General features: G+C 52.2%; 14 protein-coding genes. 12 read left to right on the top strand and 2 right to left on the bottom strand.

Translation table 11 applies throughout. The features are described from left to right. Nucleotides 1-783: 783 nt before the first annotated feature. Nucleotides 784-1,038, bottom strand: a complete 255-nt coding sequence (locus GHO41_RS16425; RefSeq protein ID WP_153434150.1) for a hypothetical protein — start codon at nucleotides 1,036-1,038, stop codon at nucleotides 784-786. A gap of 611 nt (nucleotides 1,039-1,649) precedes the next feature. Between GHO41_RS16425 and GHO41_RS16420 the strand changes: the two genes are divergently transcribed. The 11 genes from GHO41_RS16420 (at nucleotide 1,650) to GHO41_RS16370 (ending at nucleotide 15,725) form a co-directional block, all read left to right on the top strand. Beyond that, the gene (locus GHO41_RS16420; RefSeq protein ID WP_153434149.1) at nucleotides 1,650-2,129 is read left to right on the top strand and encodes a hypothetical protein; all 480 of its coding nucleotides are present in this window, start codon (nucleotides 1,650-1,652) and stop codon (nucleotides 2,127-2,129) included. A gap of 322 nt (nucleotides 2,130-2,451) precedes the next feature. Further along, a complete protein-coding gene (locus tag GHO41_RS16415; protein ID WP_371928957.1) occupies nucleotides 2,452-4,398 on the top strand; it encodes a radical SAM protein in 1,947 nt (648 codons plus the stop codon). Next, on the top strand, nucleotides 4,395-7,748 hold the full coding sequence (locus GHO41_RS16410; RefSeq protein WP_153434148.1) for a PEP-utilizing enzyme: 3,354 nt from the start codon (nucleotides 4,395-4,397) through the stop codon (nucleotides 7,746-7,748). Before GHO41_RS16415 ends, GHO41_RS16410 begins: the two co-directional genes overlap by 4 nt. After that, on the top strand, nucleotides 7,741-9,393 hold the full coding sequence (locus GHO41_RS16405) for a radical SAM protein (protein WP_371928956.1): 1,653 nt from the start codon (nucleotides 7,741-7,743) through the stop codon (nucleotides 9,391-9,393). The genes GHO41_RS16410 and GHO41_RS16405 overlap by 8 nt, the downstream gene beginning before the upstream one ends. Beyond that, nucleotides 9,383-10,576 (top strand): radical SAM protein, encoded by a 1,194-nt coding sequence (locus GHO41_RS16400; RefSeq protein WP_256678788.1) that lies wholly within the window; start codon nucleotides 9,383-9,385, stop codon nucleotides 10,574-10,576. Before GHO41_RS16405 ends, GHO41_RS16400 begins: the two co-directional genes overlap by 11 nt. Next, nucleotides 10,577-11,218 carry a 2OG-Fe(II) oxygenase gene (locus tag GHO41_RS16395; protein WP_371928955.1) on the top strand — a complete coding sequence of 214 codons (642 nt, stop codon included), beginning with the start codon at nucleotides 10,577-10,579 and terminating at the stop codon, nucleotides 11,216-11,218. After that, nucleotides 11,218-11,970: a hypothetical protein gene (locus GHO41_RS16390; protein ID WP_153434147.1), complete on the top strand. Its 753-nt coding sequence runs from the start codon at nucleotides 11,218-11,220 to the stop codon at nucleotides 11,968-11,970. Before GHO41_RS16395 ends, GHO41_RS16390 begins: the two co-directional genes overlap by 1 nt. Further along, nucleotides 11,970-13,211: a radical SAM protein gene (locus GHO41_RS16385; RefSeq protein WP_153434146.1), complete on the top strand. Its 1,242-nt coding sequence runs from the start codon at nucleotides 11,970-11,972 to the stop codon at nucleotides 13,209-13,211. The genes GHO41_RS16390 and GHO41_RS16385 overlap by 1 nt, the downstream gene beginning before the upstream one ends. Before the next feature lie 4 nt (nucleotides 13,212-13,215). Further along, entirely contained in the window at nucleotides 13,216-13,548 is a 333-nt protein-coding gene (locus GHO41_RS16380) for a hypothetical protein (RefSeq protein WP_153434145.1), read from the top strand. Continuing rightward, the gene (locus GHO41_RS16375; protein ID WP_153434144.1) at nucleotides 13,532-14,689 is read left to right on the top strand and encodes a transcriptional regulator; all 1,158 of its coding nucleotides are present in this window, start codon (nucleotides 13,532-13,534) and stop codon (nucleotides 14,687-14,689) included. Before GHO41_RS16380 ends, GHO41_RS16375 begins: the two co-directional genes overlap by 17 nt. Nucleotides 14,690-14,702: 13 nt before the next feature. Continuing rightward, nucleotides 14,703-15,725 carry an ATPase, T2SS/T4P/T4SS family gene (locus tag GHO41_RS16370; RefSeq protein ID WP_371928954.1) on the top strand — a complete coding sequence of 341 codons (1,023 nt, stop codon included), beginning with the start codon at nucleotides 14,703-14,705 and terminating at the stop codon, nucleotides 15,723-15,725. Nucleotides 15,726-15,828: 103 nt separating this feature from the next. Here the strand turns inward: GHO41_RS16370 and GHO41_RS16365 are convergent, their stop codons facing one another. Further along, nucleotides 15,829-16,584 (bottom strand): EAL domain-containing protein, encoded by a 756-nt coding sequence (locus tag GHO41_RS16365; RefSeq protein WP_153434142.1) that lies wholly within the window; start codon nucleotides 16,582-16,584, stop codon nucleotides 15,829-15,831. 342 nt (nucleotides 16,585-16,926) lie between these two features. Here GHO41_RS16365 and GHO41_RS16360 point away from each other — a divergent pair, with 342 nt between their 5' ends. Beyond that, a complete protein-coding gene (locus GHO41_RS16360; RefSeq protein WP_153434141.1) occupies nucleotides 16,927-19,608 on the top strand; it encodes a PD-(D/E)XK nuclease family protein in 2,682 nt (893 codons plus the stop codon). The last annotated feature ends 45 nt before the right edge of the window (nucleotides 19,609-19,653 follow it).

Below are 19,653 nucleotides of genomic sequence, written 5' to 3'. Positions count from 1 at the left end.
GCGCAAGCGCTTGGGCTGGAAGACGCCGTACGAAGTGCATACAGGGGTGAGCGTTGCACTTATGTGTTGAATTCAGGACAAAAAGAAAAAAACATAGCGGTGAACTACTCTCTTGTTTTGACGAGTTTTTAACAGATAACCGCATGATTAATCACCTCAAGGTTCAGCTTTGTCATTAGACAATTAAAGGGTATTCGGAAAACGTTATTCATCCAAGGAGTACTTACGTCGAAGGTGTTCGCTTAAGTCAGCTTTTGCAATACCACTGTTCAGCACCGAAGCCGATTCGTCCAGATGGTCCTCCGCCAAAAACTGGCAGTAGACCGCTGCCCGTGTTGGGTCAGTCGATGACGCCAGGTACACCTACTGGTCGCCCCGGTCGTAGTTGTGAAAAATGCGGTAGGTCATCTCGGTCATGGCTGTTTAGCGACAACCTAGTTTGACACTGCGGCGCCCGTGTAATGGGCGTTCGGTAGTCCTGTTGCCACTGCCGGAAAACAAAATAATCTGACACAAGAATCGCCCCCATCGAATACGGCAGTGTTCGTCCGACAATATAGCTTGACACAAGCGTTCAGTGTTTCCGGGGCTTCCAGCCGATTGGCGGGCTAAAACCCCTGTTCTTGTGTCAATCTTTATTGTTCAGTGTCAGGTTATTTTGTCTGGTGTCAGACTCTATTGTTTGGGAACAGCTCATCTTTTCCTACTCGATTCTGGGGAGCATAAAACGCCCCCCTCTTACGGGCTACACCTCGAAGGGTGGGCTTGGCTGTTGTACTTTTCTTATCTGCGCAGATTGGTCGCCTCAGCATCCTGAATTCGATCCCAAGACATACCGACCCGAATAAAGATCACGACTCCCACAATGCCCAGCACAACCCAAAGCCACATTACCGAAGGTACGGATGTATTGAAGTTTCCCTGCCATGCGTTCAGGAAAATTTCCTTGAGATAACTCATTAAGTTCCAGACACTTGCGAGCATGAGAATAATCGCAACAGCGGTTCTGATGGCGATGCTTTTTCCTGCGTTTTTCATAGTCAATTTCTAGGCCTTTATAGTGTTGGCTAAGCAAAGCAGGGCCAGCGTGATCAGGTCAGAGCGAGAATTCATCTTGACTCTTACTTTCTCCATGTGTCTGCCATCCCGCCTCAATTTTACTGGCTATGCCCTCATAGTGGCCTGTAGTGTGCGCCGGGATTTGCCTATCTGGTTTTGAGACCCAGCAACTGCGTCTTGCTAATGCCAGAAATCATTTCATCCCTAACCCCCGCCGAAGCGGCGCACTCAGGCCATAGCTTAATGGCCTCAAAGACTTGCTCAATTAGAGGTTCTGGACTGAAGCGACGAAGCTACAGAATAACCGCAAGTTAAAGAAAACTTTCCTTAGTGTCCATATCTTGGCTATTGAGTAAAGGATTCTTGACTTAAGGTTCTTTTTAAAATTTGTAGCTTCGCAGCTAGAAAATTTCCAACCCCCAGCACTGGTTTCCACCATCGCCGGTTTACGCTGATTCAGTGAATTATCAAGCAGTGCTGTGATTCCACATTTTTCGATGGGCTTTTCAAATTGACGCAATAGGCATAAATGCCTATCCTCAGCCGATAGGCATTTATGCCTATTGCCCATCTTCGACAGAGTGAATCCCATGACTGCATCCATTGCCCGTGTCCACGTAAACGGGATCGAAGTCGGTTCGTTGCCGACTGAAACCTATAACGCAATTGCCAATAAAGTGCGCAAAGATCGTCGCCTTTATCTGGCTTGGGTCTTCGCCGCTACCGGAGCCGTGCTGAATATGTTGGCACGGTTCTATACCTCGTTACCCTCAGTAGTTGTCGGCCTTTTCCTGTTGTGCGCAGCCTTTTCGCCCGAAACATTTACCGGCATAGTGGCCGAAGTGAAAACCGCAAATCCCGACGCCATCACCCATGCGGTTCGCAAGCTGCTTGGATTCATCTGCATTGCCTTTGCCGTGATGGTGCCAATGGTTGCAGTTTTGTTCCCTGGGTACGTGCGGTTCCAAAGCCCGTTCGACCAAGCACTGAGTCGAGAGATTCGGAGTTTGCTGGAAGTGCCAACCGATGGCTTGTTGAATGTCGTCATCGGACATCCAAAAAGCGAGTAATCGGCTATGGATAATCGGACACGATTCAAAGCGCTTCTGGCTAAGCATAAAAAAACTCAGGCAGAGGGTGCGGCTCTCATCTGTGAATACACGCATAAACCTTGCGCCGTCCGCACTGTTCGGTCGTGGATTAATGATCCTGACAAGCCTAGTTCCAACCCGTGCCCGGATTGGGCTGTGAAAGCACTGGAAGCGGCCCTTAAAGCGCGTAGCGCTAAGTGATAAGCGGGATCGCAATGCTCCTGCGCGTCAACATTCAGCAGCAATTATAGAAAACGTCGAGCACTGCCTTAGAGGAAGGCTGTTAGTTGGCGTATAGGAAGTGCAACCAGTTCAGGTGTTCCCCAAGCAGGTGTTCAGTAGGATTTCAGTGATCGCTAACGCCAGAGAGGCGTTAACCGGCCTCAATTTTGCTGAAAGGGAGCATTCAAGATTCTGTGTCGTGCAGAACCTTCGACGCGTTATGAAAATCAAGAATTACAGCCTCCCGCGCAATCGCTCGATTGAGATGATGAGCACTACAATCTCGACGAACCTGAACTGCAACATGGCCTGCAAGCACTGCTATATCCAGCCAGAGCTGCTACGGATCAAGGAGTACATCGACGAGGCCACCTACCGCCGTTGCGTTGAGGTGATCATTGAAGCATTCCACCTCGATGATTCAGTCTCATATCTACACTTGGATGTGCTTGGCGGCGAAGCCACCTTGATGCCTTACGAGTTTTGGGAACGGAATCTACCCTGGACGCTCGACAGGGTAAGCGAACTGAATAACGCCGGCGTTCAAACCGAGTTCACCTTCTGTAGCAACCTCATGTGGCGCGATGATCGTTACCTCGATCTCTTGCGTGCTCACCGCCACCATCCGTCTATGGATATTGCCATCAGCTTCGAAGGCCAAGAAAGTGGCCGGTTTGGGCGCAACATGGCCATCTTCCCAAAATTTCTAAAAAGGATCGAAGCACTGGGCGATTGCAATATGCTCAATCTCGTTCTGGTCATGGGGCAGGGGATCATCGACCTGGGGCCTCTATACATCATCGACACGTTTGTGAAACGCGGGATCACTGACGTGACGTGCGACATGGTTTTCCCGTGGGGTTCAGGCAAGGCTTACTTCGACCTGTATCAGCCGCAATACGCAGATGTTGCACGCTTCATTGCAGAGTTGACCGACCTCGGCAAGCCATATGGTTTGACGGTTGACCACCTGGATGACATGCAGAAGTCCCTGCGCACGCTATCGCGCTCTCAGAACACGCTAAACGATGCTTACGAGTACCACTGGGACCATAAGGGCAACTTGTCTCTTAATCCTAACCAGACAGGGACTGAGGCAGTTCTGCCCTACGTCAGCTTGCACGCTTCGGATGAAAACGTTCCTCACAAGATCATTTGGGGCAACAGTTCTGAGCTAGACAACAAACTCAGTTTTGAGCACGAATTCTGTCGTGACTGCACTTACCTGCAAGCTTGCAACTCAGGTTGGTATCCGCACAAAGACCTTGAGGCTGACATTGTTCGGAAGTACATGGCCCCCACATCGCATGATGGGTTTTCGTGTCCCGGATTTTTCGAGTTATGGGAGCGCGAGGCAGTTCACAGTTTGGACGCTATCAGTGTAACTCGGTACGGGGACGAGCGCCGCGTACGAAAGGCAAGGCGCATCGCAAGTGCCGGTAACGATGAGCCAGACATGTTTGAGCTCGACTACGTAGATGACTACGAAGGGTTCTTCAAGTCAGTCAAGAATGCTGTGAAGGTTGTGGTGTTCGACGTTGAACTATTCGGATTAACGCCCCGCCAGCGGCTTTGGTTCTATGACCGTATTGGGCGGATAGTTACCTTCTCGGGAGGCGTTTCGACGTTTGCTGAGGCATCTTCGATCATCGCTCACTCCGTGGCCGGTAACTACCACACACTCGAAGTTGCTGCCGTTGATGTGTGCAATTTCTGCAAGAGCCACCCTCGCCACAGTTTGACAGCCTACCTGCTGGATGCACTCGCGGTCGTGCGCCACTGGCCAGATGCCCCAATCCTCATAAGTGATGATTTCGCCAAATACGGCAAATCGGGACTTGAGATTTCGTTCAAGTACGAAGACTTGCTGATCTGGGTTATTCGGAACCAATCAAGCTTCGATGACGCCGCCGTTATTGCTCCCCAGGGCCAAGTAAACCTCACCCCGGCTTCCTACGACTACATGCACCGGGTCAAGGCCAGCGCCTATCGAGTCACGCGCACCATGCAGAGCCAAACTAAATGAAAAAGATGTTGATCGCGGCTGTCTTACTAATGGTCCCCGGATACGCCGCTGCGTTCCCTATTGCTGTGGGCGCAGTAGGTGTTGGCCTGTTTGGGGTTATGGCCTTGCCTGTGGCATTGGTACTCGCTGGCGCTGTCTGGGTTTACAAGGCGAAGGGTAAAGGTTTGGTGCCTATGCTTGCCCTGCTCATTGCCGGCACAGTCTGCGTTTTCCTTATGCGTGACAATGCACAGGACCAAGAGGACAAAGCTGTTTCATTCACTAATGCGGATGCTAGCTCTTTATCGCCCAGCATCCCTTTTCCTTTTGTTGAGCCAGCTGAGCAATCAGAGTCGCCACAAGCAGTGACTCCGGCAGAATTTATGGCCGGTATTGCGGACGGTCATTTTAGGGCTCTAAAGGTCAGTACCTACCCCAGTCTCTTCATGCAGTCAGGACAGGTTGCTGTCGAGGATTTTTGGCGCGACAAAGACGTGTTGATTAATGCTGTGAACAGGCTGGGAGGGCGGGTCGTACTTGTTGATGAGTATGGTGGTATCGCCGCATCTGTTGCAGGTGCTGCAATGCGCAACTTCGGTCTCAATGTAGGGTTTCTCCAGGGAGGCACTACCGCACTATCCAAATTCGGCTGGGAGCAGATCGATTTAGGAAAAGAAATAGGTGGCACCACGGTCGCGGTGCCTGACTACAAAGACTGGATTACCGAAAACCCCGATGTTTTCGTACTGGGGATTACCACCGACCGTGAGTTCGTTATGGACGGTTGGATTTTCGGTGATCGAACCCTGTCACTCGCAGACTTCGTTGCAAACTATGAAGAAATAGTCAGGGCCAATCTCGGCAAAAGGTTTTTCGTTGTTGGTTTCGAAACGAATGACTCTGGTGCCACGCCTATCGCAGTTAACCTGCTTTCTAAAGCGGGTGTCGATGTTCACTACGTGATGCCGAACCATGATGAGATTCTGATCAAGCCTGCGTACTTTGATGCTTATTCGAACGACTCGCGAACTGTGAGCGTCGAGGATGCAGAGCGCTATGTCCTACATCGCGATGACGTTGAATTTCTCGATTTCAGTGAGAGGCCATGGCCCATAGGAACTGACTACCTCAAGGGGCGCTATCACCACCTCCCAATGTCGGAAGTAGCAACGGGGAAGCTATCCGATTTCGTTGAAAGTCTCGATCCGTACAAGGTGTATATCGGCTTAGCTTTCGACCGGCGAACTGCCTACCACTCACTTTTGGCGGGTGAGCTTCTGAGCAAGAGGGGAGTTGCGTGGCTAGGGCGTTTTACCAGGGCGTCTAGCCTTACCGAACCTTTCTTTACTGTGGAAGACCTCAATACCGAAGGTGAGCAGATTGCTTATCAGATTCGGGATGTGGCAGCCCTTATAGGTCAGCAAATCCTCGGAAACGGAACCATTCCGATTGCCCTGCTATTTGGGTTATTGGCCGCCCTCCCATCATTGGCATTCCGCCGTCGCATGACTGACCGCAACACTGTGATCATAGCTGTTGAGGGCATCGCTTACTGTTGTGTCTTTCAAGCTAAAGCGGATTATCCGCAGCTATCCGATGCCTACAGCGCATTCATGATAACCAACTCAATTTGCATGGCATGTGTGGCGATCTGGGTTTGGAAACTTCATCAGCCACCGATTAAAGCTTTCTCGCAGTTCACCCCTAAACTGCCGGCAAAGGGCTCGCTTCTGAATCTAGCAGCGGAACGTGGCTACTGCGTACCACAAGGGTTTGTGGTTGCCCCTCAGGATGCTCCGAAGCTTGCTCGGAAGAAATTTAAGGCTGGGCAGTACATTGTACGTTCTGCCGCTATGGGCGAGGCGTCGGATCACGCTTCTACAGCTGGGCTGTACGATTCATTTGTAGCTACGAATGCCGGTGAAATCCCGGCTATGGCATCAGCAGTGTTTGAAGGGTTCATGGCAGTCGGGGTAGATGGATTTGCGCTCGTTCAGCCATACGTCGAGGCTGAATGGTATGGGGTTATCCAACTCCAGGATAACGAACAGTGCTCTCAGATGATCTGTGATATTGGTCAGGCAGAAGCGATTACATCCGGTTCTGCCGGCGTCAAATCCTTTGCTTTCCCAGCATGGGATGCGAAGCGAGCACCTGCTCAAGTCCGATCTGCTGCTACAGCATTGCTGGGGCTTATGGCTGATGGCGCCTACTCACTGGAATTTGCATTAAAAGCAAACGGCTCATTAATCATCTTGCAGGTGAATCAGTCATTTTTCCGCGCATGCGCGGGAATAAGGCTAAAGCAGGCATCGTCGCAGCAAGTCATTGAGGTTGGTGCGGCCCACCCTGATCCTCTATCAGCAGGGATTGTGGCAGGTCTATCACCCGGCCAAATATTTGCATTTGGTCATCGTCGATTCTGTTTGGTTGAGTCTGCTTTGAGTGCTAGATGGACCTTGCGCACCGACCTTACAAAACTAGGTTTCTCACCCAACAAGGCTAAGGCAAGCCACTTGCTGGCATGGGCTGACCGCACCTCCCGTTCCTGCATCATGGCGAATGGTTGTGAGCCCGAGGCGGCAATTGTTGCAGCTGCGATATTCGAGGCTGGTGACAGCATTGGCCGGATGAATCGTGTCGCCACAGCAATGTTGGCTTTGGGGCAGGTTAGCCCTTGGGAGACGGAGGCACGGCCCTTAGCTTCATCCCAAGTGGGTTGCTTGATTGCCCGTTCAGAGTTGGCCGCATGGTTTGGAATGCCGGTCGCTGCGTTGGCCGGTTACGCTGCCGGATCATCTGACGAGGATTTCACTGCTGATGAGTTACCGAGTAGAGCGATCCTCGCAAGTTCTCCTGAGCACTGGGTTAAAGATGCAACGACCATTTTACTGGCCATACGTCTCTCAGCTCTCAAGCCAGCAATTGATTCACTAATCGCTGCGGGCAAGGCTCATCTGCTGCTTGACGCTTTGAAAACCCAAGTTGGGTATTGGGATGCCGATCATTCCAGTTCGGCAATCGAAACCTTAGTGCAAGTCCCGGTGAAATTTGCTGATGTGATGCTGGGGCAGGGTGCCCCTGCCTCCAGCAGTCGGCTGCCAGCTGGCGGAATCAAGGGCTCGATCATAAAACCCGAATCGGGCAGCGGTAACGGCATTTTGCTGCTTGATCGGTGCAGCATGAATTACCTGCCCGATTTGAGTAGAGCCATTGCGGTTATAGCCAGAGAAGGGTCAGTAACATCGCACCTGATGCAGCACGCGGCAGCAATGAAGTTGCCGGTTGTCATCGACGCCGAGCTACCCGAGGGCGTAAGCATCGGTACTCAGGTGACGATCAGTGCTAAAGGGGTGATTACCTGTGCATAACGCCCTGGACATGCTCAACGTGTGCATAGCACCTACGCGTCTATGCAACCTTCGCTGCGATCACTGCTATATCGCTCCTGAGCTTTTGAGTGACAAAACGATGATGGCAGAGGACGTTTATCGCAAGACCTTTGACCGGATCGAGGAACTTTTCAAGGCTGACCGGAAGGTGAGCAAGATCAACATTGAATTGTTAGGCGGCGAACTCACCATGATGCCTTTGGCATTCTGGGAGCGAAACCTGCCCTGGACCCTAGAGCGCATGGCTTCGTGGGATGCGCTCTATGACGCTGAGGGTGCCCTAATCTGGTGTACCAACTTGATCTTCAAGGACGAGGGGTATGTAGACCTTCTAAACCGAATGGGTGAGAGATTCGGCTACGGCCTTGATCTTTTCGTGCCTTGGGAGCCAGACACCAATCGGTTTAAGAAGGACTACAAGCTGCTCCCCAGATACCTCAAAACACTCGAAGCCATACACGGCATCAAGCGCAAAACGTTGTGCATCACCATGAGTCGAGCCGTTATTGAGCAAGGACCGCAATTCATTGTCGATACCTTCATACCCAAAGGCATCACTGATGTTACTTGCGACATGCTTTATCCGGCAGGCTCAGGTAAAGCGTACTTCCAGCGAAATTGCACCTATGGGCAGGTATCTGATTTCATCATCGGGCTGCGTGACCTGCTGCCTGATTGTGTCGAGCTGAGCCCGCTCATTGAAATGGAGTCGGCCTGCCGGACATTGACCCACTACCACTACCCAGGCAATGACACCTACGACATTGAAGTTGAGCCGAGCGGTGAGGTGACATTCAATTCAAGCTACACCGGGGACGAAAGCATTTTCGCGACCCAAACCCTTTCTATCGCTGATGAGTCGTTCGCTGCTAAGACGGTATTCAACAATACCCCCGAACTCAGATTGCGGCATGGAATGCCATACAAGGCATGCCATACGTGTGAGTTCGCTGTCGTCTGTTCGGGCGGATGGGCGTGGCACAAGCAGCTTTCTGAACCAATGTCCGACCTAATCAGTCACGGCGACTGCGCTGGCTTGAAGCGTGTTTGGTCGCTGGCGAAGTCGCGCATGGGGATTACTCATGCAGACAGAAGCCAATATCTCACGATGATCGAGAGGCGGCATCGCCGTGGAGCCGTTGAGGTGCGGAAGCTTGAAACGTCTATCGCTCGCGGCGCCGATACGGTTTTGGAAGAAAGCGATTTCGCAGACGATTATCAAGGCTATTTCAATCAGTTCACGCGCCCCCGAATTGTTGCAATGGCCCCAGGCGCCATCCACGGTAAAACTTGGGTAGAGCGGCTTTTTTTCTATGACGCCATTGGGGCTCATGTATCGGTCACGGCCAATTGGTTTTCCAGCGCGGCGGCAGAGGGCGGCGAGGAATTGTTCCGTCACATCGTCTACCGAAATTACCACTTCTTATCATTTCCCAACGGCTCTGTAGCTACTGAGTTGCGAAGGCATCCATGGGAGCTCACGCACTCGCTATTGGAGGCGCTGGAGCGATTGCGGGGCGGTGTAGGAGTCCGCGACGACAACGGGCGGCACGATGAGTTAGTTGAGTTCGCATACCAAATGTTAGAGGCGGAACAACGCCAGGAGTTGTTGCATGCTGGTTAACCCGCTCACGCTTCATATTCGACTGACCAAACACTGCAATGCTGATTGCTCGTATTGCAGCAGCTGGCAAGAGTCACCAGACGCAAGGCTTACTCCGGCTGATCTTCGTAAGTCCATCGACTTCATCCTCGACTCTGCCCCAGATAAGCTTGGCGTATCGTTCACCCATGTCACAGCCCAGTTCCTAGGTGGCGAAATAGCGATGGTTCCCGCAGCGGAGTTGGATGCACACATCGAGGTAGTTAAATCCGCCTGCGCGGTGCGAGGCCTGATCTGTGTATTTGGTGCGCAGTCGAACTTGATCCTATCGCAACGCAATGCGGCTCGCCTCTACGACCAGTTTGAAGGGCGACTGGGTACTAGCATTGATCTTTCGACTAGCACCAGGACCATCAAAGGCGACCCTGAAAAATACCGGGTTATCTGGAAGTCAGCAGACACATATCTTCGAAAAAATCGAAGCACTCCGGGTGCAATTTATGTTGTCGAGCCGGATAACTCTGCCGATGCAATTCTCCATCTTCGGGAGGCTGCCCGGTCAAGGCGAGCCATAACCTTCCGGCCGATTTTCAAGGGTGGCATTGATTCCGTCCACTTGAACTCCGCTGAGCAGTTCCAGGCATCTATGGTCGAGTTGTTTGATGAGTGGTTTCTGCGGATGCCAGTTATCGCTGAGCCATTTTTTCAACTCTGCGAATCCCGAATTTGGGAAGTGAGCGGGGTAAGCCGCGTCCAAACGACCGCCTGCGCATTCCAAAGTGACTGCACACGCAAAAGCGTCAATATCGAGCCCAATGGCGATCTTTACGTTTGCCTTGAAATGGCTGATGCAGGTATGGCGCCAATTGGAAATGGCGTGAAGGGCGAATGGTACATCGAGGCCCTTGGTGTATATGCAAGCCGCGCAAGCAACCTTCCCCAGTCGTGCAAAGCGTGCCCATACGTGAAGTCTTGCCACGGTGGGTGCATGTACGAGTCCATTTCCCAGGGACAAGGAGTGCATGGCAAGTCTCACCACTGCTCAACGTGGAAAGCGATTTTCAAGCGTATAGACGACGCTGTTGCAGTCCACGGCGCAGACCATATTCATGAATGGCTGCATCGGCTTGTGACGCGGCATGAAAACGCTCGTATTGCTGGAGTGGTGAAAGGTGATGTTCGAGAGATTGAGGGGGTTGAGTAAGTGCAACTGAATGAGTTGTTCCGGGATGGGTATTTCGTATCCTCAGTAGATGGGGACATTGCTGACAAGCTCCTTGCCGAGGCAAAGGCTGATCTGTTTTTGCCAGACAAGCCAGGAAGCCCGGACATTGCCGAGTGGGAGGCCGAAAACCCTTCCCTCAACAACCGGGTGCCACCTGCGTATCTCTCTGTCATGGAGCAGCTGGGATTAAGTGATGCGACTCGGCATATAAGAATGCACATGGGGGATTGGTCCAGAACCAACTGCATGTTGCAACGCGGTAAAAGGGGGGACTCGATGGTCTGGCATCACGATAGCTACGACCCGATGCACCTGATCTGCATGCTCTACCTGAGTGATGACGCGTGGGCGCCAGAGGATGGCGGCATGCTGCAACTCGGGGAGGGGGATATAGACCAGCATGGCTTTCTCGTTGACACGCAATCAGTCGCAATCAAGGCATCCGTATCGCCAAATCACGGCACTCTGGTTTGGGCGATAAACACCAACCCACGTTTCGTGCATAGGGTTACGGAAATCCTCAGCGACAAGGTGCGGTACACGATGGTAGGTCAGTTCGGGTTTCGGGAGAACGTGTTGCGCACCCGAGTCGCACAAAAATATGGTTCGAATTGGCGCTGATGAAAACTATCGCACTCAAGAAATACCGGCTGGCGGATGCCTACAAGACCGCTCCGACTGAAATGGGGTTTATAAAGCTGGCCATACGAATGGCCGGCACCCTCGGCGATAGCCTTTACGGCAGTGAGGCCTTTGAAGCCGTAGTAGTAGGGGACGATCCGATTGTTTCCATGATGCTGGCGCTAACGCTCCATCGTTCTGGTTCGAGGGTGTTGATTTCCCCCGACTCCGTTGGAACACAGGATTGGCCATCGAAAGATTGGGGCTATCAGCTTGCTGAGACTGTGAACTCCTTCGATGCCAACGTCGCACAATTTGTGGCCAAACACCTTGAGGGTTTCGATCCCCAGGACGGTTACATGCGTGCGCTTTCGCTACTGATCACGGAGTGCGCCAGCAGCGAGAGAATCATGATTCTCCAGGCCGATAATTTGCAGTCAAGCCATGGGGTGATAAAGGGGGGGCGAGACCTCATATTTTTCCCCCTTAGCCGCGAATTACAAGACCGCCCACTTATTAATCCCCTCTGGAGACTGGTGAGGGAAAAGGTCAAGAAACTCAGTTTCAACCATTCCGAGATTGAGTACGTGAGTGCCCGCAAGTTGTTCATCACAACACCACCTTCAAGGTACATCGATCCCCAACTCGGCACCCGCGTCGGCTTGGCGCGAGAAGGCGAGTCCGGTGTTGTCCGCCGTGAACGCTGCGATGACGTTCGTTCGGCGATCAATCACCAAATAGGGGATCAGTAATGCAGCCTGGGCTTTCCAATGTCGGCATTGGCCGTACTTCATTCCTGTTCCAGATCAACGTCACACGCCGCTGTCAGCTGCGTTGTAGCCATTGCTACATCCTCTCTGACAAGAAGACCAACTCCCCTGATATGACTGAGGCGGAGTTTCTGCATGTCGTTCAGGGAATCGTGGATCACATGAAGCTCGACTATGAGTTTTCACGCCGCTACACCTTCGTTGACATTCATGTCATCGGTGGTGAGCCTTCCATGCTCGGTGTCGAATTCTTCAAGGCTGCACTTCCCAAAGCTAAAGCAATGCTCAGCGAACTCCCTCAAGAGGTGGCATTCAGCATTGTCACGAACCTCGTAACCCAAGAGGCCTTGGACGTATCTCGACTATTCGACAAGGTGGCCACCTCCTACGAGCGCAGCACACGTTTCAACAAGCGTAAGCAGGAAGAAATCTGGCGGAACAATGTCCGCACATTGATGGCCGAGTCTAAGATTCCGGGTATCCCTGGCCCTAAGGACTTTTCAGTTACCACTGCTCTTGTTAAGCCGGTAGTTCAAGCCGGCGCCGCCTCGATGATCGAAGAGCTTGTAGAACTTGGGTTTACCAAAATGCACTTTGGTTTCTTCATTCCCAGCGGGGACGGTGATCTGAATTCTAAGCTGGTGCAGCCTAAGCACAGCGAGACGGCACAGTTTTACTGCGATGCCTTGGATTGGTACATCGACAACCGTGCCCGGATTCCAGACCTTTGGATCAATCCGTGTGAATCCTGGCTGATGGCAGTTCACCAGGATCAGCCTATGGATGATGTGGTTTGTCCCATCGTCCACGGTGCCTTGGATATTGACTCTGATGGCCGGACGATCAGTTGCATTGAAAAAGGTGGCACCAACGACTACCACTCTCACGGAAACCTATTTGAGACGGTCGAGGTTCCAAAAGCGGATGGAACGAGCGAGGTCCAGTTCACCACTACGATCCATGATGTGTTGACCTCGCGCAGCTATCTACGTGAAGTGATTAAGGCAACCCGACTACCCGATGCTTGCAAAAAGTGCGACGAACGCATGATTTGTAGGGCCAGCTGTGGCGTTCTACATGAACAGTGGAACGGTCAGGGTGAGTGCCCTGGATTCAAGACCTTTATTAAGCATGCACGAAAACGAGTGGAAGAAGGCGTCCTCCCCCAGGCAGTCTTGATGCGCAACTCTGCCCTGCCAGACCACCTTATCGCTGTGGGCTGACTTGATGACAAAACCTCAAACCCCAAAGCCGGAGGCGGCGACTAATGCGCCCGGCTTCTTTGCCATATTCCCGATCCTGGCCAAAATTCTCTGGCGGTATGGTCGAAAGCTTTTCAACCTCGAAACGTTGGCTGCTCTTGAAAAGAAGCAGGGGGCCGGCAGCGGTGAACGAAGTGTTGAAGAAGCGCTTCTTGAGCAGGCCTTGGAGCGCAACAAGCATCACTACCATGTGCCAATGGGACGGCATTCCGACACCTCAAAGACAGCGCAAGAAAGCTCGTTGAGCAACCCTGTAATCGTTGTAAAGGGGGGCGGTAACAATGAGCATAACCGCTAGTCAGTACGACCTAGACGTACCAGACACTATCGAAAACGGTTACTTCGTTTTCACCATCATGCCCACGCTGCAATGCCCGTATAACTGTAAGCATTGCTACCTGTCGCTGGAGCAACGACGCGACCCCACGACGATGACAATTGATCAGATGCGTGTGGTATGCCGCAAGGTAGACGCGTATTGGGATCAGGTTCAACCGCCAAGTCGCGTAGTGCTGGTCTACAACTACGGCGGTGAGCCCACCAGTACTGGCCCTGAGTACTTCGAGGCCTACGTAAATATGATGGCCGAGGAATTCCCTGCCGCGAAGGGATATGAGGTCAAGCACATCATGCTCACCTCGTTACTCGGTGTGGACCTCGACGTTTGGGCGCCTCTTTGGCACAAGCACACTGGGGGTTACATTCAGACTTCGTATGACGGCTCTATGCGCTCCAGTTCCTATGTCAGGAAGTGGGAAGCAAAGGTTCGAGACGCAATATCGCGTGGACTCCGGGTAGCGACTATTAGCGTTGTAAATGCTGACCTGCTTGAGCAAGGTGCGGCTAACACTCTGAACATCCTTGCAGACCTAGGCATCTGCGAAACTGGATGGTTGCCATTCATGCTGAACGAGCAGAACTCGGTTGCAGGAAAATACGACCGATACGCTCCGACCATGCAAGCCTTCAATGATTACATGATCGAAATGCTCGATCACTGGTACTCACTTAAGTACCGAGGCATTCAACCCCCATCAATTGGGGAAGCACATTTCGCAGTGGATCGAGCAAGACGCACCCCGATGAGCAATATGTGCGGCCAGACCCTATTCCTGATGCCGAACGGGGACTTCGTGTTGCCGAATTACAAAGACGGTTACAAGGAGTACATGCACAGTTTCGGGAACATTCTTGAGCCTGACACCACCTTTCACGACATTCTCGTTTCACGCGAACGGCGCCTCTATATGCGCCGGCAAGTGACGCGGAACAAGAACCCGGAATGCCAGGGCTGCGAGTACAAAAACGCCTGCCTATTGGAGTTTGCTAAGCCCAACAAAACCAGTGATGAGTGCTTTGGTGCAAAGCGCTTCGTCGCCCATGCGATACATCGCAACTCGCTCGATCCATTGCTTGACGGGCCAGTGACGCTATTTTGAGATGGAGAATGCAGTGAACTTAATCAACGTCGTAGCTGATGCCAAGCTTGTCGATCAAGCTTTAACGAATGGCAGGAATATCCAGCTTTCTGAGGACTACGTTGAGACAACTGACTATAACGGCGTCGTCACGTTCGGCCTCACGCCGCCTATATGGAAGGATTTCTTTCAACGCAACGAGGCGGCCCGTAAAAAAGGAAGCATGACAAAGAGTTCGAACTTCACGGAAGATTTTCTGGGAGGGCGTTATCGATGTTGTTTGGCGAACTCGGCGAAAGGCTGGAGTATTTCGATGCGTGCGCTTCCCATAAAGGTGCCAGCAGTCCGTGACGACTGCGGCCTTGACTGGGCTGAGCTGAAAGACCTAACTCTTGGTTCAGGTCTAACGTTGTTCGCAGGTCGTATGGGTTCAGGCAAATCGACAACCATGGCCGCCTGCATTGGCCAACTCGATCCTCGGCAGGCGCAGATCGCTACCGTTGAAGACCCAATCGAAGTGCTATATCCAACTTTCTCCATCATGCAACGGGAAGTCGGTACACACGTCGAAAACTTTGCCGAAGCGATCCGTGACTGCGTTCGGCAGAGCCGTACCACTATCGTGGTCTCTGAAATCAGGGATTCGGAAACCGCAAACGCCGCGTTGCTGGCGGCCTCGACAGGCCACAGCGTATTTGCCACGATCCACGCCGATAACGTATTTGACGTGTTCACCCGTATGTCGGCTCTGATCGATCCCCGATATGAGCGTGTTTTGGCCCGAACATTGCGAGGGCTCTTTTGGCAGCATGTTGTGCGTTTCGGCTCTACAGATCGTAAGCCGTTAGTGGTTTACGAATCGCTAGTGGTAGATAACGAAGCCAAGAATATTTTCGAAAAAGGGACGACCGCGCTGCCTCAATTGGCGTCTGTTATGGAAAGGCAGAAACGTAAGCAGATGGGGGAGGTTGCCGCCAGCTACGTATCGCAAGGCGCGGCTACCAGAGAGGAAATGGCTGAGTTCCTTACCCCAAGAAACCGTGTTTCGTATGCGTGATCATCTAAAAGAATAAAGCCCAGTATTACAGGGCTTTTAAATGTCGCACGGTTGCGCAGAGGCTGTAGATCAATGGGCTGCGGTGAGACCACCAGCCCATGGATTACTGGCTGCGGCAACGCCACTTCGTTCCAGGTGAAGGTATTAGGGAGAGGGCGGAAGGCTTCCATAAATAGAAGCCTTGGCAGAAATCAGCCCCCAGGTCGATGGCGTATTGGAACTCTTGCTCAGTCTCAATGCCTTCCATCACCACCGTCTTGCCGTTGGCTTTGCACCAGCGAGCCAGTCTTTTGGCAGATTCTAAGAAGCCCGGTTCATGTGACATTCGCACAGTGGATTGTCTCGACAGTTTGCAGCCTGCTATCAATTCTGAATCCAGCAGATGTGATTTGGCGAATCCATCGTCTATATCATCGAGAACAACGGTGATGTTCCTGCTCTTGAACCACCGAAGGCTTTCCAAGATCATCAGGTCATTCCCATCTACAGTTTCAGTCATTTCAATGATTATTCGGTGAGTGAGGTTGTGTGCCTCAATCAACTCGCCAATTATCTTGGCTGCTGCCGGGTTGGCCATGGTGCTCTGTGACATATTTATCCAGAGTCGCATGCCCTCGATGCCGGCAACATCGGCGCAAACCATTCGAGCGATGATCGTGTCTAAAACAGCCATGGTGCCGATTTTCTCGGAGTGACTGATCACGGAAAGGGTTGAATGCGCATTCTCGGTCGGGCCGATCCTCATGAGCGCTTCGTATGCGAACACAACCGGACCATCCTCTTTAGTCATCCTCACCACGGGTTGGTAGACGATGTATAACGGTAATGACGTTGCATCTGGTACTACTGGATAGGGCATCTGTTACCTACTGGGGGGAGCAGTTATCAAATTAATATAGCTAATAATGCTCCCCCCAGAACCCCCAAATCAGGGGGTGAATTCTTCCCCTCATCAAATATATTTTCTATCCGACGACGACATACTTCTTGGTGCCTCCGAAATGTGCGGGGTAGATCGTCTGAGGGAGTATTTGTCTAATGCTTGGGTTGTGATCTTTGGACCAGGGGGAACTGACCCAAGACTGCTGGCAACGCATCCAGCTCGTTTCACTCCCTAGGTTGCGATTTGACGAATTGGTCCTGCCACCGATGACACCTGCTTGTGCCAGTTATCTTGATTGGCATCTAAGGAGGAACACCCATGTCCCTAATTGCCCACCTTCAAAACCTCACCGACGACACGTTGGTACTGGCTGCTACCGAACGAGTATCCCGGCATATCAAAATGCAATCTGCACTTCTGCAATCCGTCGCGGGGAAGCGGACGTGGTTTGCAAAAGGGAAAATTCGGACCGTCACCCAGTGGATCGAAGAAGTCTGGCAGGAGCAGTTGCCCAATGAGCAACTTCTGTTCCCTGTACAGGAATTGGCTGTCGTCAAAAGCGTTGCCGACCGTTCAGGGCTATTGCCAGAAAATCTGATTTCCTCGACCAGTACCGCCCGCCGAATCGCACAGGCGTACTCTACTTTCATCAAATTCAAGCTTCCTGACGATGCCGATCGCTTCCGGTTCAAACGTGAATACGAGGTGTTTTGGCAATGGCGGGCTCTGATCGAGGAAGACTGCCGCCAGAATGGTTGCGTATTCCGGGCAGAGTTGCCGGGGCTCGTTCTGAAAACGATCCTCTCAGGCGCTGTAAAGGCCCCGAGCAAGATCGTTATGGTGGGCGTTCTTTACATGAACCCCACCGAGCGTGACGTACTTGAACAGCTCAAGGCCATGGGCACTGAGATTGTTGAATTGGACGTTGCATCCGAGGCCGTGAAGCCAAAGTTGTGCCGCGCTGTGACACAGGCTGACGAGTTCGAGCATGTTGCTGAGTGGGTTAATGCGGCGCTGAAACCTTACGTACAAACCCCCCATGCTGCTCCCGCAATGGCAATTCTCGTTCCTGACATGGCGGAATATCAGGCACCACTGATTGAGGCGTTGAGCATGACTGTCAGCCCTGCCTCGCTGCTACCTGCAACTGATGGTATCGAGGTGCGTGAACCTTGGGACATTTCCAGTGGTGCCACTCTTGGTGCCCGACCAATTATTCGTGCAGCCATGGCCATACTCTCAATTACGAATCACAAGGCTGATTCTGATGTGTTCAGCCGTGTGCTTCGTTCTAACTGGGTAGGTGGCCATGCTGTAGAAGGTGCCCAGCGTGCTCTCGCAGATGTATGGATGCGTGAAAACAATGGACTGAACATGGGAGGCAAGGATTTTCTCCGCGCCCTGGCCGCGTGCAAAACGCCGTGCACGATATTTACCGAAAACCTTCGGCGGATGCTGGTCCGTCACGAAGAAGACGGGGGTAGCCGATACCCGTCCGAGTGGGTCGAGTTTTTCAAGGAATCATTAAGCAAGATGGGGTGGCCCGAAGCAGAAACCCTGTCCAGTGCAAACTACCAGACCCTGGACGCATGGGAAGAAGCACTCAAGGTTTTCCGTTCACTGGACTACCAGATTGGGCCATGCCAATACGAACGCGCTTACATGTGGTTGCGTGAAATCGTAGAGACGGTTCAATTCCAGCCTCGCTTAAGCCATGTTGCCCCTGTGGCAATCATGACTTACGCAGACGCTGTAGGTCTTACCTTTGACCACGTATGGATGTTGGGGGCTACGAACAAGACCCTGCCATTGCCAGCCGATCCGAACCCATTTCTCCCCGTGGAATTACTTGCTGACGCTGGTGTCCCGGAAGCGACGAGTGAAGGGCAGTTAGCAAAGGCTCAGCGTGTTGTTCAGGCGTTGATGACCACCAGCTCTGACATTACCGTTTCAAGCTTTGAGCATGATGATCGCGGGAGCAGTATTGGTGCGTCCGAGTTGTTCGGCTCCTGGCCGGTGCCCGCACGATGCGCGGCGGTGTGGAGTGGATTTAAGGGGAATGTGGTAGGGCAGTTGGACCGAGCTGCTTTTGATGAGGAATCTATTCCGGCAGTCAGTGATGACGAGCGCAAAAACTTGAAGGGTGGCGTGTCGGTATTTCAGAACTACGCCACCGAGCCATTTTTTGCCTTCGCGTGTAACCGACTGGGAGCGCGAGAATTCCCGACTCCGGTGATTGGCTTCGACCCTCGAATTCAGGGCACCATGCTCCACCTTTGCCTTGAGTTGTTCTGGAAGGAGGTAGTTACTCAAGCTGCTCTTAAAGCTATGAATCCCGAAGTACTGGACTCTGTACTGTTCGGTTCTATCGAGAAAGCCAGTGTTCAGCTGCTGTATAAGCTTGAGTGGCGCTACGGGCGCCGGATGATCCAGTTGGAACAGGCGCGGTTGAAAAGCTTGTTAATGGATTGGATGGACGTTGAGAAAGCTCGTATTCATCCATTCGAGGTAATCGGCTTTGAGCGCCGTACTGAGGTCAATGTCTTTGGAGTTGAATTGACCGTGACGCTTGACCGTATTGATAAAATCGAAGTAGCTGAGAAAGAGTTCAAGGCAGTCTTGTTCGATTACAAGTCTGGCGCCAAATTCACCTACAACCGCTTGAACGCAGGCAAGCTGACCGAGCCCCAGCTGCCAATCTACGCTACTCAGGTCGATCCGAAGGAACTGGATGTGGATTCTATCGAAGGAATTTCACTCGCCCAGATCAACGCGAAGAAAATGCACATTCACACTCGCAGCTCATTCAGTGCGCAATTGCTCGGTGGCAAAGCAGAGAAAAACGATGTTTGCATGCCAATTGAATGGGCGGAGCAGGTAGAGGCTTGGAACGAAGCCCTTGAAGTGATGGCCACAGGTTTCCTCGGGGGTGTTGGCTGGGTGTCCTCGTTCGACAAAGCACTGCCGCTTGGGTACGAGCACTTGGAGCCCCTGTTGTAAGAAACTAAGTAGAATCGTCACCGCAAATGCCATCGGCTCAGAATG

Source organism: Pseudomonas sp. FSL R10-0399 (assembly GCF_009600165.1).
GTDB lineage: Bacteria > Pseudomonadota > Gammaproteobacteria > Pseudomonadales > Pseudomonadaceae > Aquipseudomonas > Aquipseudomonas helleri.
The sequence above is the reverse complement of the archived record's forward strand: the minus strand, read 5'-3'. Positions and strand labels throughout refer to the sequence as shown.

Coding starts and splice junctions, on each gene's coding strand:
- GHO41_RS16425 (WP_153434150.1), bottom strand. CDS start 1,038: ATGAAAAACGCAGGAAAAAGCATCGCCATCAGAACCGCTGTTGCGATT.
- GHO41_RS16385 (WP_153434146.1), top strand. CDS start 11,970: ATGCAGCCTGGGCTTTCCAATGTCGGCATTGGCCGTACTTCATTCCTG.
- GHO41_RS16400 (WP_256678788.1), top strand. CDS start 9,383: ATGCTGGTTAACCCGCTCACGCTTCATATTCGACTGACCAAACACTGC.
- GHO41_RS16390 (WP_153434147.1), top strand. CDS start 11,218: ATGAAAACTATCGCACTCAAGAAATACCGGCTGGCGGATGCCTACAAG.
- GHO41_RS16410 (WP_153434148.1), top strand. CDS start 4,395: ATGAAAAAGATGTTGATCGCGGCTGTCTTACTAATGGTCCCCGGATAC.
- GHO41_RS16420 (WP_153434149.1), top strand. CDS start 1,650: ATGACTGCATCCATTGCCCGTGTCCACGTAAACGGGATCGAAGTCGGT.
- GHO41_RS16360 (WP_153434141.1), top strand. CDS start 16,927: ATGTCCCTAATTGCCCACCTTCAAAACCTCACCGACGACACGTTGGTA.
- GHO41_RS16380 (WP_153434145.1), top strand. CDS start 13,216: ATGACAAAACCTCAAACCCCAAAGCCGGAGGCGGCGACTAATGCGCCC.
- GHO41_RS16365 (WP_153434142.1), bottom strand. CDS start 16,584: ATGCCCTATCCAGTAGTACCAGATGCAACGTCATTACCGTTATACATC.
- GHO41_RS16375 (WP_153434144.1), top strand. CDS start 13,532: ATGAGCATAACCGCTAGTCAGTACGACCTAGACGTACCAGACACTATC.